The organism is Enterobacter cloacae complex sp. P47BA, from assembly GCF_014930485.1.
Lineage (GTDB): Bacteria > Pseudomonadota > Gammaproteobacteria > Enterobacterales > Enterobacteriaceae > Enterobacter > Enterobacter bugandensis.
In genome coordinates, this window is sequence record NZ_JADBRF010000004.1 from 202,030 (window position 1) to 219,074 (window position 17,045).

At 54.9% G+C, this 17,045-nt stretch carries 17 protein-coding genes; 3 read left to right on the forward strand and 14 right to left on the reverse strand.

Annotation, left to right across the window (positions count from 1 at the left end):
- Positions 1 to 26: 26 nt before the first annotated feature.
- Together IM299_RS07040 and tatE are read left to right on the forward strand one after the other, a co-directional pair.
- Positions 27 to 815 carry a deaminated glutathione amidase gene (locus IM299_RS07040; protein WP_041910921.1) on the forward strand — a complete coding sequence of 263 codons (789 nt, stop codon included), beginning with the start codon at positions 27 to 29 and terminating at the stop codon, positions 813 to 815.
- 125 nt (positions 816 to 940) lie between these two features.
- On the forward strand, positions 941 to 1,141 hold the full coding sequence (gene tatE, locus IM299_RS07045) for a twin-arginine translocase subunit TatE (protein WP_028012332.1): 201 nt from the start codon (positions 941 to 943) through the stop codon (positions 1,139 to 1,141).
- Positions 1,142 to 1,222: 81 nt separating this feature from the next.
- On the opposite strand, the gene lipA is transcribed toward tatE, so the two are convergent.
- From lipA to leuS, 14 genes are all read right to left on the reverse strand, one after another.
- On the reverse strand, positions 1,223 to 2,188 hold the full coding sequence (lipA, locus tag IM299_RS07050; RefSeq protein WP_028012333.1) for a lipoyl synthase: 966 nt from the start codon (positions 2,186 to 2,188) through the stop codon (positions 1,223 to 1,225).
- A 207-nt stretch (positions 2,189 to 2,395) separates the two neighbouring features.
- A complete protein-coding gene (locus tag IM299_RS07055) occupies positions 2,396 to 3,349 on the reverse strand; it encodes a YbeF family transcriptional regulator (RefSeq protein WP_041910920.1) in 954 nt (317 codons plus the stop codon).
- A gap of 291 nt (positions 3,350 to 3,640) precedes the next feature.
- Positions 3,641 to 4,282 (reverse strand): lipoyl(octanoyl) transferase LipB, encoded by a 642-nt coding sequence (gene lipB / locus IM299_RS07060; protein ID WP_028012335.1) that lies wholly within the window; start codon positions 4,280 to 4,282, stop codon positions 3,641 to 3,643.
- Positions 4,283 to 4,376: 94 nt separating this feature from the next.
- A complete protein-coding gene (gene ybeD / locus IM299_RS07065) occupies positions 4,377 to 4,640 on the reverse strand; it encodes a DUF493 family protein YbeD (protein ID WP_003858718.1) in 264 nt (87 codons plus the stop codon).
- Between the two features lie 105 nt (positions 4,641 to 4,745).
- Positions 4,746 to 5,957, reverse strand: a complete 1,212-nt coding sequence (gene dacA / locus IM299_RS07070; RefSeq protein WP_028012336.1) for a D-alanyl-D-alanine carboxypeptidase DacA — start codon at positions 5,955 to 5,957, stop codon at positions 4,746 to 4,748.
- Positions 5,958 to 6,096: 139 nt separating this feature from the next.
- Positions 6,097 to 7,206, reverse strand: coding sequence for an endolytic peptidoglycan transglycosylase RlpA (rlpA, locus tag IM299_RS07075; protein ID WP_028012337.1), 1,110 nt, complete (start codon positions 7,204 to 7,206; stop codon positions 6,097 to 6,099).
- Between the two features lie 16 nt (positions 7,207 to 7,222).
- Complete coding sequence (gene mrdB / locus IM299_RS07080; RefSeq protein ID WP_013097590.1) at positions 7,223 to 8,335, reverse strand: peptidoglycan glycosyltransferase MrdB; 1,113 nt, start codon at positions 8,333 to 8,335, stop codon at positions 7,223 to 7,225.
- Between the two features lie 2 nt (positions 8,336 to 8,337).
- The gene (gene mrdA / locus IM299_RS07085; protein WP_028012338.1) at positions 8,338 to 10,239 is read right to left on the reverse strand and encodes a peptidoglycan DD-transpeptidase MrdA; all 1,902 of its coding nucleotides are present in this window, start codon (positions 10,237 to 10,239) and stop codon (positions 8,338 to 8,340) included.
- 28 nt (positions 10,240 to 10,267) lie between these two features.
- Positions 10,268 to 10,735, reverse strand: coding sequence for a 23S rRNA (pseudouridine(1915)-N(3))-methyltransferase RlmH (gene rlmH / locus IM299_RS07090; RefSeq protein ID WP_003858701.1), 468 nt, complete (start codon positions 10,733 to 10,735; stop codon positions 10,268 to 10,270).
- A 3-nt stretch (positions 10,736 to 10,738) separates the two neighbouring features.
- On the reverse strand, positions 10,739 to 11,056 hold the full coding sequence (rsfS, locus tag IM299_RS07095) for a ribosome silencing factor (RefSeq protein ID WP_003858696.1): 318 nt from the start codon (positions 11,054 to 11,056) through the stop codon (positions 10,739 to 10,741).
- A 268-nt stretch (positions 11,057 to 11,324) separates the two neighbouring features.
- The gene (gene nadD, locus IM299_RS07100) at positions 11,325 to 11,990 is read right to left on the reverse strand and encodes a nicotinate-nucleotide adenylyltransferase (protein WP_193357233.1); all 666 of its coding nucleotides are present in this window, start codon (positions 11,988 to 11,990) and stop codon (positions 11,325 to 11,327) included.
- Positions 11,983 to 13,014 (reverse strand): DNA polymerase III subunit delta, encoded by a 1,032-nt coding sequence (gene holA / locus IM299_RS07105; RefSeq protein ID WP_028012340.1) that lies wholly within the window; start codon positions 13,012 to 13,014, stop codon positions 11,983 to 11,985. The genes nadD and holA overlap by 8 nt, the downstream gene beginning before the upstream one ends.
- The gene (gene lptE / locus IM299_RS07110) at positions 13,014 to 13,583 is read right to left on the reverse strand and encodes an LPS assembly lipoprotein LptE (protein WP_059355271.1); all 570 of its coding nucleotides are present in this window, start codon (positions 13,581 to 13,583) and stop codon (positions 13,014 to 13,016) included. Before lptE ends, holA begins: the two co-directional genes overlap by 1 nt.
- A gap of 14 nt (positions 13,584 to 13,597) precedes the next feature.
- The gene (leuS, locus tag IM299_RS07115) at positions 13,598 to 16,180 is read right to left on the reverse strand and encodes a leucine--tRNA ligase (protein ID WP_193357234.1); all 2,583 of its coding nucleotides are present in this window, start codon (positions 16,178 to 16,180) and stop codon (positions 13,598 to 13,600) included.
- Positions 16,181 to 16,396: 216 nt separating this feature from the next.
- Here leuS and IM299_RS07120 point away from each other — a divergent pair, with 216 nt between their 5' ends.
- The gene (locus IM299_RS07120) at positions 16,397 to 16,879 is read left to right on the forward strand and encodes a zinc ribbon-containing protein (protein WP_028012343.1); all 483 of its coding nucleotides are present in this window, start codon (positions 16,397 to 16,399) and stop codon (positions 16,877 to 16,879) included.
- Positions 16,880 to 17,045 lie beyond the last annotated feature (166 nt).

The following is a 17,045-nucleotide window of genomic DNA, read 5'->3' on the forward strand; positions in this document are numbered from 1 at the left end:
ACGCTGTTTATAATGAGGGGACAAATATGTATGTTGCGGTAGGGCAGTTTGCGGTCACGCCTGACTGGCGGGTTAACGCAGTGCAGTGCGTTAACCTGATGATACAGGCCCGACAGAAAGGCGCGTCGCTGCTGGTGCTTCCTGAGGCGTTGCTGGCAAGGGATGATAACGACCCGGATTTGTCCGTGAAGTCTGCACAGGCCCTTGACGGCGAATTTTTACAACAGCTGCTCGCCCAGAGCGTAGGCAGTACGATGACCACCGTCTTAACCGTGCACGTTCCCTCAACGCCGGGTCGCGCAATGAATACGCTGGTGGCTATCCGTGACGGTGCCATTGTTGCGCGCTACGCCAAGCTTCATCTCTATGATGCGTTCAGCATCCAGGAGTCGCGACGCGTTGATCCGGGAGATGTCGTCCCACCGCTCATTGATATCGACGGGTTTAAGGTGGGGTTGATGACCTGCTATGACCTGCGTTTCCCGGAGCTGGCGGTGCATCTGGCGCTGCAGGGGGCGGAGGTGCTGGTATTGCCTGCCGCATGGGTTAAGGGGCCGCTAAAAGAGCAACACTGGGCTACGCTGCTTGCTGCACGCGCGCTGGACACGACCTGTTATGTTGTTGCCGCCGGGGAGTGCGGCAATAAAAACATCGGGCAGAGCAGGGTGGTTGATCCCCTGGGAGTGACGATTGCCGCCGCAGCGGAAGCGCCGGTTCTGCTGATGGCGGAGATAATTTTAGAAAGAGTTGCGCTTGCGCGTCAGCAATTACCTGTTCTTCGCAACCGTCGCTTTGCGCCACCGCAATTATTGTGATGTTTTTTTCAACAATGCTTGATTCACCTTGTTACAGATTGCTATTGTGTGCACGCGCCAAATGACCGTTAATACGATCGGGTTTTGGCGCTGAATGCAGCCTGTTTTAAGTAAAGAAGGTATCTATGGGTGAGATTAGTATTACCAAACTGCTGGTGGTTGCCGCACTGGTCGTCCTGCTGTTTGGTACCAAGAAGTTACGCACGCTGGGTGGTGACCTGGGGGCTGCCATCAAAGGCTTCAAGAAAGCGATGAACGACGATGACGCAGCCGCGAAGAAAAGCGCTGACGACATCCCGGCAGAGAAGCTTTCCCACAAAGAGTAACGGCAATGCCTGAGGGCTTGCGAAAAAAAACCGGCTCATGAGGCCGGTTTTTTTGCATTACTGTAAATGAATATTACGGTGTTATTTGACTTCTTCGCCTTTCGCCTGCATATCCGCATGGTAAGAAGAACGAACAAACGGACCACAAGCCGCGTGGGTAAAGCCCATCGCCAGCGCTTCGGCTTTCATCTCGTCAAATTCATCCGGGCTCACGTAGCGCTGTACCGGCAGGTGGTGACGGCTTGGCTGCAGATACTGGCCGAGCGTCAACATGGTCACACCGTGGCGGCGCAGATCGCGCATGACGTCGATGATTTCGTCATTGGTTTCACCCAGACCAACCATCAGACCTGACTTGGTCGGAATATGCGGATGTGCTTCTTTAAAGCGCTCCAGCAGCTTCAGAGACCAGTTATAGTCGGCTCCCGGACGCACCTGACGGTAAAGACGCGGAACGTTCTCCAGGTTGTGGTTAAACACATCTGGCGGCGTCGCGGTCAGGATATCCAGCGCGCGGTCCATACGGCCGCGGAAGTCAGGAACCAGCGTTTCGATTTTGATGTTCGGGCTTTTTTCGCGAATGGCAGTAATGCAGTCAGCGAAGTGCTGAGCCCCGCCATCACGCAGATCGTCGCGGTCAACGGAGGTGATAACCACATAACGCAGCGCCATGTCGGCGATGGTTTGCGCCAGTTTTTGCGGCTCGTTGGCATCGGGGGCCACCGGGCGGCCATGCGCCACGTCGCAGAATGGGCAGCGGCGGGTACAGATGGCACCCAGAATCATAAACGTCGCGGTGCCGTGATTGAAACATTCAGCAAGGTTCGGGCAAGAGGCTTCTTCACAAACCGAGTGAAGGCCATTCTTACGCATCGCCGCTTTGATCCCCTGGATACGCGAAGAGTCTGCCGGAAGTTTGATTTTCATCCATTCCGGTTTTCTTAACAGCGCCTCGCGCTCTGTAGCCACGTTTTTAACCGGGATAAGGGCCATTTTATCGGCATCGCGGTATTTAACACCGCGTTCCATCACAATGGGTTTACTCATAGCGTGCGTGTTCCAGTTGCGAATATCGAAGGAAAGCGTTTCAATTCAAGGGAATGTTGTATTTATCAACTATTTTTGAACGAACGACAGGCAGTATATCATTTATAGGGGCGTTAAAGCAGCCTGCCAGGTCGCCAATTTGTAAAATAGTTGTTGTTTTGTGCCTTTTGCCCTGCGAGCGGCAGGGACGTGTACGGGTACGCTCTGTCAGAAGGCCTGACGGATAATGCGGATGACGTTTTCCAGTACCGGATCGCGCAAGCTGAGCTTGTTGTAATGCAGTGAAATCTCGATAGATTCTGCATTGAGCTGGCTTAGCGGAATACTCTCCAGCGGCCAGCATTTCCGCAGCAGGTTATACAGGCGTGAAGGCATGATGCACAGCATATCGCTGCTGCCAATCAGGGATGCGGTGGTGAACATATTGTAACTGCTGAAACTGATCTGACGTTCCGGGAAAATTTCGTCAATACGCTGACGCAGAGCGTGATTAGATTGCCCTTCGGTCATGAAAGACGAGTGGTCGTAATTGCGCAGGTTTTCAATGGATAACGGCTCGCTGAGGACGGGGTGCTGCTTGCGGCAAACCAGCACCAGGTTATCGGCGTAAAGCACATTTTGCCCCAGCGCTCGGGCGCTAAAGCTGCCGCTTTCGATGACCAGGTCCGTCTGGAACTGAGCAAGCTGAACGTCAGGTTCGTTAAGAGGCACATTGCGAAGCAGAAGCTGAGGCGCATGCTCTTTCACGGCCTGGAAGATCGCGGGCATCACCAGCACGCCGACAGAAGGGGAGCAGCCGATGGTGATGGTTCTCTGTTTGTCATAGCTTCCGGTTAAATCCAGCGCACCCAGAATCGACTCCAGCCCCTGGCTGATGTATTCGTGGAGATGTGTCGCATAGGCCGTTGGCGTGACGCCCTGGCCCTTACGGATAAATAAGGGGTCGGGAAATATAGCCCGTAGCTTTTGAATTGACTGACTTATTGCCGATGGCGTGAGATTAAGAATTTTCGCAGCATTAACGATACCCTTATGGACATATACTGCCTCAAAAATAGTCAGTAAATTGAGATCAATATTACGTAAAGTCCGAAAAATTTGCGGCTTATCTTCGCCACCAGGGTCATTCAGGCGTTTGGCTGGTAAATTATTATACTCCACGCTTTCACTCCGTATACATTCACAACATGAATGATAGTTCAATTTATTTATTATGCTTGTAGAGATTCGTAAAGTGTTGCTTTTGTTCCACTTGTTTATCAAAAACAAACAGTTGTGTGATTATCACTCAAGTTACTTAGCCTGTGTATGCCGTGCTGTCCGGAGGCTAAATAATATGTAAGGGCAATATTCGGGCGCTTCGAAAATATAGAATCTGCGGATTATTGTAAAGCGTAAAAGCGGTAAATAAACAGTGGCCCGTCAAATTATCGAGCCATTCTGGATGATATATTAAGCAGGGATATATTCGTGCGGGGGATTGTTAAGTAGTGCTAACACATTCTTCAGAAGCACGGGACGTATATTTTCTGGCGTAGCGGTATCGACCCACTGGCGCATTTGCGTCATTTCCATGCCGGCGTAGCCGCAGGGGTTTATGCGCTGGAAAGGCGTAAGATCCATATTAATATTCAATGCCAGACCGTGGAAGGAACAACCTTTACGAATACGTAGCCCCAGAGAGCAGATCTTCATTTCGCCAACGTAGACGCCCGGCGCATCGGCACGCGGATGCGCGTCAATCCCATACTCCGCCAGCGTGTTGACGACGGTCTGTTCCAGTAACGTCACCAGTTCACGTACGCCAAGCTTTCTGCGCTTCAGATTAAGCAGGACGTACATGACCTGCTGACCCGGACCGTGGTAAGTCACCTGTCCGCCACGATCGCTCTGGATCACCGGGATATCGCCCGTCATTAATAAGTGTTCCGCTTTTCCCGCCTGGCCCTGCGTAAATACCGGCAGATGTTCGACCAGCCAAATCTCATCAGGGGTTGTGTCATCGCGTGAATCGGTGAACTCGTGCATAGCCTGAGAGACAGGCTCATAAGGTTGCAGCCCGAGATGACGGACCAGAATTTTATCCTGATACAAAACGCGTCTCCGAAGACGAGAAACAAAAGATGAGGGGGAGTATATCACAGCGGGGAAGAGGGGTTACCCGGTAAACCGGGTAACCGCAAAGGGACTACAGCACCATACGAACGATTTCGATATTGCCGAGCTCTTCGTACAGCGTCTCAACCTGCTCGATATGTGTGGCAGTGATGGTAATAGAAACCGAGTGGTAGTTGCCCTTGCTGCTTGGTTTTACTGACGGAGAGTAGTCACCCGGCGCATGGCGCTGTACCACTTCAACCACCTGATCAACCAGCTCAGGTTTCGCCAGACCCATTACTTTGTAGGTAAACGGGGTAGGGAATTCAAGCAGTTCGTTAAGTTTGGTTTTCATGTCAGCTCCGGCGTAACGTCAAAAAGAATAACTCCCACGTCAGGTGGGAGTTATCAGGATACTTAGTATATGGGGATCAAAATCACACTTTCAAGTGTTCGATTTTTAGCCAAACCAGTGATGGAACATCAGTTTAATGTAATCAATGATTTTGCCGAAGAAATTGCCTTCAGGAATTTCTTCCAATACCACGAGTGGACGCTGGTCGATCGTTTTACCGTCCAGCTGGAAGTTGATGGTACCCACCACCTGGTTTTTATGCAGCGGGGCATGCAGTTCGGTGGTGTTGAGCACATAGCTTGCTTTCAGATCCTTCATACGACCGCGTGGAATGGTCAGGTAGAGGTCTTTATCCACGCCCAGAGAAGCACGATCGTTATCGCCGAACCAGACGGGTTCAGAAGCAAATTCTTTACCTGCTTTCAGCGGGTTCACGGTTTCGAAGAAACGGAAGCCCCAGGTCAGCAGCTTCTTACTCTCGGTTTCGCGACCTTTAAAGGTGCGACCGCCCATCACGGCAGAGATCAGGCGCATCTGGCCTTCAGTGGCAGAGGCCACCAGGTTGTAACCGGCTTTGTCGGTGTGGCCGGTTTTGATGCCGTCAACGTTCAGGCTGTTATCCCACAGCAGGCCGTTACGGTTGGTCTGACGAATGCCGTTGAAGGTGAACTCTTTCTCTTTGTAGATAGAGTACTCGTTAGGTACGTCGCGGATCAGCGCCTGACCAATCAGCGCCATATCTCGTGCGGAGCTGTACTGACCGTCTGCATCGAGACCGTGTACGGTCTGGAAATGGCTGTTCTTCAGACCCAGGGCATTTACGTAGCTGTTCATCAGGCCCACGAACGCATCCTGACTACCGGCGGCGAAATCGGCCATGGCCACGCAGGCATCGTTACCGGACTGCAGGTTAATGCCACGAATTAACTGAGAAACCGGAACCTGCATTCCCGGTTTCAGGAACATCAGCGAGGAACCTTTGAAAACAGGGTTCCCGGTAGCCCACGCATCGTTGCCGATGGTGACCAGATCCGTCTCTTTGAACTTACCGGCTTTCATTGCCTGGCCGATGACGTAGCTGGTCATCATTTTGGTCAGGCTGGCCGGGTCACGGCGGGCATCGGCATTCTGTTCTGCCAGCACTTTGCCAGAGTTGTAATCGATCAGGATGTAGGATTCCGCGTCGATTTGCGGAACGCCAGGGATCATGGTCTTGATATTCAGGTCATCAGCATGAGCTGCAGAGAGTGCAGCCGCGCAAAGGGCCGTGGTCAGCGCCATGCGCTGCACAAAACGAGCAGAAAAAGTGGTCTTCATGGTCAGAACTACGACATCCGTGATGGAATTAAAAAAAGTGCCTTACTATAGCAAATGCTATTCAGGCAGGCATCCGACTTTAAGCATGAGTTTGTGAATGTGTTTTACACAAACTGACATTTCGGATACCGCCGATTAATTACTTCGTAACAGCGATAAAGGACTGCAGCTGTGCCTCGCTCTGCAAACGCTGCTGCAGAGATGCCGCCTGCGACTTGCTGGCAAACGGACCCATCTGAATACGCCAGACCGCGCCGTTTTGCTCAACGCGTCCTGGCACGCCAAACTGCTGGCTTAGACGCTGCTGATACTGTTGGGCACGGGCCCGATCGCTCACTGCGCCCACCTGGACGACAAAGCCGCCGCTGGCTGCTGCGGGAGCGGCAACGGCTGCGCTCTGGGTCGTGACCGGAGCCGTTACCGGGGCAGGCTGCTGCACGACGGGGGCGGCAACAGGGGCTGGCGTCGGCTCACTGCTCTCCAGCACGCCCGAGGCTAAGTTCGTTGGTGCGCCAAGGAAGCCGCTGCTTTTTACCGGTGCGCCAGTGGCATCATCGCTTTGCAGGGTGTCATTGCTGATTGGGCGTATTTCTCCCGCCGGCTGAGAAGGCTCTGCCGGCGAGGAGACGCTTCCCATGCCGCCGTCCAGATTTGGGCGGTCGGGGAGGGCATAGGTCTGTTTCGCCACCGTGGTACACGCGGTTCCTGGCCCGGAGAGCGAACCATCCTGCGCCACGATAATTGGGTCAATGCGAACTTTGGTGTTGTTCGAGGTATTCAGGCGATCGGCAGACGCGCGGGACAGGGAAATCACCCGGTCATTACCGTACGGGCCGCGGTCGTTAATACGCACGACGATCATACGGCCGTTCGCCAGATTGGTGATACGGGCGTAGCTAGGGATAGGTAGCGTCGGGTGCGCCGCAGTCAGCTGCATTGGGTCAAATGTTTCACCCGATGCCGTCAGGTTACTGCCCGGCTCAGCATCATAAATGGCGGCAAAGCCAGCCTGGCTAAAGCGGGACGGATCCTGCACAATTTTGTAGCTTTTGCCGTCGCGCTCGTAATCCTGATTCGCGCTGGCATTCAGCGGTTCATAAACGGGATCGGCACCGCTAATTTCAACGATTGGGCCATTACACACCGCAGGCTGCGGCGGCGCGACGGTTGCCTGTTGCTGACCATCATCACTTGTACAGGCCGCAAGTAAACTTGCCGCAATGCAGATACCCAGCCACTGCTTACGCATTCCGATCCCCTTATTTTTATACGCTTTTTGACAACATTTTTCTGTGGGTGTGGATCGACATCACGATACCAAACCCGGCCATCAACACGATCAGTGCCGAGCCTCCGTAACTCACCAGCGGCAGCGGTACGCCTACCACCGGCAGAATACCACTCACCATACCAATATTTACGAAGACATAAACGAATAAAATCAACATCAGTCCGCCTGCCATGACGCGGCCGAAGGTGGTCTGCGCGCGGGCCGCAATCCACAAACCTCGCATGATGAGCAGCACGTAGAGCGCCAGCAGGATCAGGATGCCAACCAGTCCCAGCTCTTCCGCCAGTACCGCAAAGATAAAGTCGGTGTGGCGCTCCGGTAAAAACTCCAGCTGCGACTGGGTACCGTGCAGCCAGCCTTTACCGCGCAGGCCGCCGGAGCCAATCGCAATCTTGGACTGAATAATATGATAGCCCGCACCGAGCGGATCGGTTTCCGGATCGAGAAGCATCATGACGCGCTGGCGCTGGTAGTCATGCATCAGGAAGAACCACAGGATAGGGATAAACGCTGCAACCAGCACCACCGCGATACCAATCAGACGCCAGCTTAAGCCCGACAGGAACAGGACAAACAGGCCGGAGAGGGCGATAAGGATCGAGGTGCCGAGGTCAGGCTGCGCCGCAACCAGCAGTGTCGGCAGGAATATCAGCACCAGGGCGATAGCGGTATTTTTCAGCGACGGCGGACAGACGTCGCGGTTGATAAAGCGCGCCACCATCAGCGGGACTGCGATTTTGGCAATCTCCGAGGGCTGGAAACGAACAACGCCCAGATCCAGCCAGCGCTGTGCCCCTTTTGAGATGGCACCGAACGCATCTACCGCCACCAGCAAAATAATACAGAAGATGTAGAGATAGGGCGCCCAGCCTTCATAGACGCGCGGCGGGATCTGCGCCATTACCACCATAATGACCAGACCCATCGCGATCTGGCCGATCTTGCGTTCCATCATGCCGATGTCCTGGCCGCTGGCGCTCCAGATAACCAGGGCGCTGTAAACCAGCAGGGCCAGCAGGATCAGCAGCATAGCTGGGTCGATATGAATTTTATCCCACAGCGATTTTTTATTTGGATTATCCGTCATGATTATTGGTCCTCCGCCGCAGCGGCGGCCGGATTTTCAGCCGGCAGTTCGGTGTTGTTATCACCCAGCATAATGTGGTCCAGGATTTGGCGCATGATGGTCCCTACCGCCGGTCCAGCGCCGCCGTTCTCCAGAATCATTGCCACCGCCACCTGCGGGTTATCATAAGGGGCAAACGCCGTCATCAGCTTATGGTCACGCAGACGTTCGGCAATGCGGTGTGCGTTATAGGTTTCATTGGCTTTCAGGCCAAAGACCTGCGCCGTACCGGATTTCGCGGCCACTTTATATGGCGTACCGGCAAAATACTTGTGCGCGGTTCCGTTTGGACGGTTTGCCACACCGTACATACCGTCTTTCGCTATTTCCCAGAAGCCGGAATGGATGTCGCCTACCGGCGCTTCATGGGGCTGCACCCACGGCACTTTTTTGCCATCTTCAACGGTGCTTTGCAGCAGATGCGGAACTTTCACCACGCCGTCGTTAATGAGGATCATCATCGCTTTGTTCATCTGAAGCGGGGTGGCCGTCCAGTAACCCTGGCCGATACCCACCGGTATGGTATCACCCTGATACCACGGCTTCTTAAAGCGCTTCAGCTTCCACTCACGGGTTGGCATGTTGCCGGAGCGCTCTTCAGCCAGATCCACGCCGGTGTAATGTCCGTAGCCGAATTTGCTCATCCACTCTGACAGGCGGTCAATGCCCATGTCATACGCCACCTGATAGAAGAAGGTATCCGCAGATTCTTCCAGAGATTTCGTAACGTTCAGATGGCCGTGGCCCCATTTCTTCCAGTCGCGATAGCGTTTTTCAGAGCCCGGTAGCTGCCACCAGCCCGGGTCAAACAGGCTGGTATTGCGGTTGATGACGCCCGCGCTCAGCGCCGAGACCGCCACGTACGGTTTAACCGTTGATGCCGGCGGGTAAACGCCTTGCGTGGCGCGGTTCACCAGCGGGGTGTTAGGGTCATTCAGCAGGCCGGAGTAGTCTTTGCTGGAGATGCCGTCAACAAAGAGGTTCGGGTCATAGCTTGGCATAGAAACCATGGCCAGAATGCCGCCGGTGCGCGGGTCGGTGACCACCACGGCGGCGCGGCTGCCCGCCAGCAGGGTTTCAATATACTGTTGCAGTTTGAGATCGAGCGTCAGATAGACGTCGTGCCCCGCCTGAGGCGGCACTTCTTTAAGCTGGCGGATGACGCGGCCACGGTTGTTAACTTCAACTTCTTCATAGCCGGTCTGCCCGTGCAGGACATCTTCGTAGTAGCGTTCAATCCCCAGCTTGCCGATATCGTGCGTCGCGGCGTAGTTCGCCAGCTTGCCGTCTTTATCGAGGCGCTCGACGTCTTTATCGTTAATCTTGGAAACGTAGCCAATCACATGCGTCAGCGCGGATCCGTAAGGATAGTAGCGACGCTTGTAACCCTTCACTTCCACACCGGGGAAGCGGTACTGGTTCACCGCAAAACGGGCGACCTGGACTTCCGTCAGATTGGTTTTAACCGGAATGGAGGTGAAACGGTGAGAGCGGGCGCGCTCTTTTTTGAAGGCCGCGATATCATCATCGTTAAGATCGACAACGCTCCTTAGCGCTTCCAGCGTATTCTGCACGTTATCGACCTTCTCCGGCATCATCTCGACTTGATAGATGGTGCGGTTTAACGCCAGAGGGGTGCCGTTACGGTCGTAGATAATGCCGCGGCTGGGTGCGATAGGCACCAGCTTAATGCGGTTTTCGTTAGAACGCGTCTGGTAATCGGTAAAGCGGACAATTTGCAGATTATAAAGGTTGGCGATCAGCACGCCGGTAAGCAGCAAAATCCCCGTAAAGGCGACCAGCGCCCGGCGCACAAACAGCGCGGACTCAGCCGTATAGTCGCGAAAAGAATTCTGTAGTTTCATCCGCTGCTTAATCTACCCTGGTCAGTCATTACTCGCGGTGATAGGGGTGGTTGGTAGTAATGCTCCACGCGCGATACAAGCTTTCCGCCACCAGGACCCGCACGAGCGGGTGGGGCAGCGTCAGCGCAGAGAGAGACCAACTTTGTTCTGCTGCCGCTTTGCAGGCGGGGGATAACCCTTCAGGTCCGCCAATCAACAGACTGACGTCGCGGCCATCCTGCTTCCAGCGCTCCAGTTCATGCGCCAGCTGCGGCGTATCCCAGGGTTTACCTGGAATATCAAGGGTGACGATGCGGTTCTTGCCTGCGGCAGCAAGCATCAGTTCACCCTCTTTGTCGAGAATACGTTTGATATCCGCGTTCTTACCGCGCTTCCCGGCGGGGATCTCCACCAGTTCGAACGGCATGTCTTTGGGAAAACGACGCAGATATTCAGTAAAACCGGTTTGTACCCAGTCCGGCATTTTGGTGCCGACGGCGACCAGCTGCAACTTCACGCATTAACCCCAGAGTTTTTCCAGCTCATACAGGCGACGGCTCTCTTCCTGCATGACGTGGACAATCACATCGCCGAGGTCAACAACCACCCAGTCAGCGGTCGCTTCACCTTCAACGCCAAGCGGTAAGAGTCCTGCTGCGCGCGATTCCTGAACCACATGGTCGGCAATCGAAACAACATGACGCGTAGAGGTACCGGTGCAGATAATCATGCAGTCGGTAATACTGGATTTACCCTTAACGTCGATAGCGATGATGTCCTGACCTTTCAGGTCATCAATTTTGTCGATAACAAAATCCTGGAGCGCTTTACCCTGCAAGTTTTCCCCCTGGGTGAATGAGATTGTACAACTATGAATTCGTGGCCAGACAGTATACCTGAACTGACGCCCCTGTCGGGACAAATGTCACCGTCCGGGCTTTTGAAGGCGGGTATCATCCCACCCTCCGCCTGAGATTGCATCGCCATTTTTGTAAAACAATTTCTGTAAAGCAACGATCGGCGGGAAAGTCTGGCAGCGGAGGATAACAGTATGGCTTAACCTGTCAAGGCAGGATAATCAATATGCTGCTTTTTATGCCCTCCGGCTATTTATCTGCGGTTTTCTGATACAACCCGTGCGTATGAATATACGCCAGCACCGGGGCAGGCAGCAGATCGTCACAGGCTAAACCCTGCTGTAAACGTTCGCGAATAACGGTCGCAGAGATGTCGAACCACGGCGTCTCCGCAAGATAAATCTTCCCGGCGGGCTGGTTGTGAAGATCTTCAACGTTATCGGTGAGATGGTCTTCAAGCCACTGCTGATATTGCGCTTCGCGCATGGTCAGCGGGTAGCCCGGACGGCGGCAGACGAGCAGGTGGCTGTTCCCCAGAATGGTTTCATACTTGTGCCACGTGGGGAAGTTGAGCAGGGAGTCCTGACCGATGATAAAGGCGAGCGGCTGGTCAGGCCCTTGCTCGGCCCGCCACTCCTGCAGCGTTTGCGACGTCCATGAGGGGGTGTCGCGACGCAATTCCCGTACATCCAGCCTGAAGAGCGGCTTATCCGCGATAGCCAGAGCGAGCATCTCTTTGCGCTGCTCGCTGGTTGCTTCAGGCTGGGGGCGGTGCGGCGGAACATTATTGGGCATGATGGTAACGCGCTGCAGGCCGATCAGATTTGCCAGAATTTCTACCGGCTTCAGATGCCCGTAGTGTACCGGGTCAAAGGTGCCGCCATACAGGGCCTGTAAAGAGTGCATACTATCCATCAATAAATACGTCAGCCAGTGCCTTGTGGCAGAGCAGCAGGGAAAGGCTTTCCAGCTCCGCCCACACCGACTGGCCGTAATCTTGTTTTAGGGTAAGCTCGGCGCGCATCAGAAGCTGCACCGCCTGGCGCAGCTGTTCATGGCTCAGGCGGTTGATGGCCTCGGTGGTCATTGCCCGCCGGTTTTGCCACACCCGGTGTTTATCAAACAGGGAGCGTAACGGCGTATGGGCCGACTGGCGCTTGAGCGTTATCAGCAGCAACAGTTCGCGCTGCAGCGTGCGCAGCAGGATGACGGGTTCACTGCCCTCCAGGCGCAGCTGCTGGAGAATATGCAGGGCGCGTTTGCTTTTCGCCGACAACAGAGCATCCACCCAGTGGAAAGGCGTGAAGTGTGCGGCATCGTTAACGGCCTGCTCAACGCGCGGTAAGGTCAGCTTGCCGTCCGGCCAGAGCAGGGAGAGCCTGTCCAGCGCCTGTGCCAGGGCCAGCAGGTTGCCTTCATAGCAGTAGCAGAGCAGTTGGTTCGCCGCATCGTCCAGTTGAAGGTTGTGCTGCTTCGCTCTCGCGGCGACCCATTTAGGCAGGTGCGCCTGCTCAGGCGTCTGGCAGGTGACCAGCACCGCGTGGGTCGCGAGCTGGGTGAACCATGCCGCGTTTTCCTGCGCTTTGGTGAGCTTGCTGCCGCGCACAATTAACAGCAGATCGCTGTGTAACAGGCTGACCAGCGTGGCGAGTTGCTCATTGATGGCAGCGTTAGGGCCGTTCTCCGGCAGCAGGATCTGGATTGTCTGGCGCGACGCAAAAAGGCTCATCGCCTGACAGAGTGAGAAGAGGGCGTTCCAGTCGGTGGCGTTATCCACCTGAACGGTATGGTGTTCATCAAAGCCCTGAGCCGCGGCCGCATGCCGCACGGCATCCAGGCTTTCCTGAAGTAGTAACGGGTCGTTTCCGAGCAGCAGATACGCCGCGCGCAGCCCTTCATTGAGCTGCGCGCGGAGTTGTTCAGGATACAGCCTGATCATCATTTACCCAGAGAGGTAGAAACAGGAGGCGTACTGGCATCCGGTTTTTCAATAATGTCAGAGCCTTCTCGGTTAGACGCTGCAATACCCGGCAGTTTGCGGATCAGCTGTTCCGCCGCCTTGTCGTACATTTCGTTGATGATAATCTGCTCTTCGGCATCTTTCGCCAGCGCGGTTTGTGGGTTATCAAAGAACGAACGATACACTTTTGCGCTGATCGGATAGATGTCTTTACCCGGGATTAGTACAGCCGCGTTGACCGTCAACACCATCTGATACTCAGCGGTACGACCATCCTGGAAGATAGAGGCGGTGTCTTTAGACAGTCCCCCTCCGACAACACGCAGGGACGGTACATCCTGACGAAGCGTACCTTTCTCGATAAGCTCAACGTCATTCAGGCGCAGCTGATTACGGATAGCCCGGCTGAGCGGGCCATTCGGATCTGATGAGTCGAAAATCATTGTTTTCATTTCAGGTGGCACCGCCGTGGTATTGCGCAGGTGCCAGCCACAGCCAGCGGTGACAAGCACCGCCAGAGATAAGAGTATTGTTGCCAGTTGTCGCACGTTTCCTCCCGCGCTTAGCCAACGACCAGATTGAGCAGTTTACCCGGTACGTAGATCGCTTTACGTAAGGTAACGCCCTCAAGATATTTCGCAACCAGAGGTTCCTGGCCCGCGCGCTCGCGAACCTGATCTTCAGTTGCATCGACCGCCACGGTAATTTTACCACGGACTTTACCGTTGACCTGGACCACCACCAGCGTGGTGTTTTCCACCATCGCTGCTTCGTCAGCCACCGGCCACGGCGCGTTGTCGATATCGCCTTCGCCTTTCAGCTCCTGCCACAGGGTGAAGCTGACGTGTGGCGTGAACGGGTTAAGCATGCGAACCACGGCCAGCAGCGCTTCACGCATGATGGCACGATCCTGCTCGCCGTCCTGCGGGGCTTTCGCCAGCTTGTTCATCAGTTCCATAATAGCCGCAATTGCGGTATTGAAGGTCTGACGACGACCAATATCATCGGTCACTTTCGCGATCGTTTTATGAACATCACGACGCAGCGCCTGCTGATCTTCGCTCAGCGCAGCGGCGTTCAGTGCCGGAGCATCACCCTGTGCGGTATGTTCGTACACCAGCTTCCAGACGCGTTTCAGGAAGCGGTTCGCGCCTTCTACACCGGATTCCTGCCACTCAAGGGTCATATCAGCCGGAGAAGCAAACATCATGAACAGACGTACGGTGTCCGCGCCGTAACGCTCAACCATCACCTGCGGGTCGATGCCGTTGTTTTTAGACTTGGACATCTTGCTCATGCCGGTATAAACCAGTTCATGGCCTTCAGCGTCTGTCGCCTTCACGATACGGCCTTTCTCGTCGCGCTCAACGATCGCATCAACCGGAGAAACCCAGTTACGCTCTCCGTTCGCGCCAACGTAGTAGAAAGCGTCTGCCAGCACCATACCCTGGCACAGCAGCTGTTTAGCAGGCTCGTCAGAGTTCACCATGCCGGCATCGCGCATCAGCTTATGGAAAAAGCGGAAGTAGAGCAGGTGCATGATGGCGTGTTCGATACCACCAATATAGATATCTACCGGCAGCCAGTAGTTGGCGGCGTCAGAATCCAGCATGCCTTCTTTGTACTGCGGGCAGGTGTAGCGCGCGTAGTACCAGGAGGACTCCATAAAGGTATCGAAGGTGTCGGTTTCACGCAGCGCAGGCTGGCCGTTGACGATGGTTTTGGCCCACTCAGGATCGGCTTTGATCGGGCTGGTGATGCCGTCCATGACCACGTCTTCCGGCAGGATCACGGGCAGCTGATCTTCAGGCGTTGGCATGACGGTGCCGTCTTCCAGGGTCACCATTGGAATTGGCGCACCCCAGTAACGCTGACGGGACACGCCCCAGTCGCGCAGACGGAAGTTCACTTTACGCTCGCCCACGCCCAGTGAGGCCAGCTTATCGGCGATGGCGTTGAAGCCCTCTTCGAAGCTGAGGCCGCTGAACTCACCGGAGTTGAACAGGGTGCCTTTTTCGGTCAACGCCTGCTCGGACAGGTCAGGTTCAGAACCATCGGCGGCCAGAATAACGGCTTTAATCGGCAGGTTGTATTTGGTGGCAAACTCGTAGTCGCGCTGATCGTGACCCGGAACGGCCATGACTGCACCTGTACCGTACTCCATCAGAACGAAGTTTGCAGCCCAGACCGGGATCGCTTCGCCCGTCAGCGGGTGCTTAGCATAGAAGCCCGTCGCAACGCCTTTTTTCTCCATCGTCGCCATGTCGGCTTCGGCCACTTTCGTGTTGCGGCATTCGTCGATGAAGGTCGCCAGTTCCGGGTTGTTCTCTGCTGCTTTCTGCGCCAGCGGGTGACCTGCGGCCACGGCCAGATAGGTCGCACCCATGAAGGTATCCGGACGGGTGGTGTAGACGGTCAGGGTCTGGTCGTAGTTCTCAACGTTAAAGGTAATTTCCACGCCTTCAGAACGGCCGATCCAGTTGCGCTGCATGGTCTTAACGGTGTCAGGCCAGTGATCCAGCGTATCCAGATCGTTCAGCAGTTCGTCAGCGTAAGCGGTGATTTTGATAAACCACTGCGGGATCTCTTTACGCTCAACTTTGGTGTCGCAGCGCCAGCAGCAGCCGTCGATAACCTGCTCGTTCGCCAGAACGGTCTGGTCATTCGGGCACCAGTTAACGGCAGAGGTCTTCTTATACACCAGGCCTTTTTTGTACAGCTCGGTGAAGAACTTCTGCTCCCAGCGGTAGTATTCCGGGGTACAGGTCGCCAGCTCGCGGCTCCAGTCATAGCCGAAGCCCAGCATTTTGAGCTGGTTTTTCATGTACGCGATGTTGTCGTACGTCCACGGTGCCGGAGCGGTATTGTTTTTCACCGCTGCGCCTTCTGCAGGCAGGCCGAACGCATCCCAGCCGATTGGCTGCAGAACGTTTTTGCCCAGCATGCGCTGGTAACGGGCGATCACATCACCGATGGTGTAGTTACGCACGTGGCCCATGTGTAGTCGACCAGAAGGATAGGGAAGCATCGACAGGCAGTAATACTTCTCTTTGCTCTCGTCTTCGGTTACTTCAAAGGTGCGCTTCTCGTCCCAGTGTTGCTGGACTTTTGATTCTATCTCTTCCGGGCGGTATTGCTCTTGCATGGCAGCCAGTGGTCCTGTGTTCAATACAGCTACAAAAATGTAGCCAATGGATGTGGTAATTCAGATCCGCATAGCATAGCCCAAACGCCCGCGTCAAAACAGCCTTTCGCGCAATTGCACTTTGCAGGAATTTACCGGGTCTGTGCTTCACCTGACAAAGCGGCGGCGAAATAAGGTCTATTATTAGAAATAGTTACTTACCCGGGAGGCAAAATGATGAACAAGGTTGCTCAATTTTACCGCGAACTGGTGGCGACACTGACGGAACGGCTGCGTAACGGCGAGCGCGATATTGACGCGCTGGTCGAACAGGCGCGTGAACGGGTGACGCAAACGGGTGAGTTAACGCGAACCGAAGTGGAAGAGGTGACGCGCGCCGTACGCCGCGATCTGGAAGAGTTCGCGCGCAGCTACGAAGAGAGCCAGGATGAGATCGCCGACAGCGTCTTTATGCGGGTGATCAAAGAGAGCCTGTGGCAGGAGCTGGCGGATATTACCGATAAAACCCAGTTGGAGTGGCGCGAGGTGTTCCAGGATTTAAATCATCACGGCGTGTACCAGAGCGGTGAAGTGGTGGGGCTGGGGAATCTGGTGTGCGAGAAGTGCCATCACCATATTGCGGTATATACGCCGGATGTGTTGCCGCTGTGCCCGAAGTGCGGGCACGATCAGTTCCAGCGTCGCCCGTTTGAGCCATAAGTAAAAGCGCAGTTTAGTTCCCTCTCCCCGTGGGAGAGGGCCAGGGTGAGGGCGTCAGGCCGCAAAAGGTAAAAAGCAAAACGGCAACCATGTTGTAATGCCAGTCAGTTAAGCAACTGACTGGCTTTTTTTCGGGGCTGTGGAGTATCTCCAGGGCCTTTCCTTT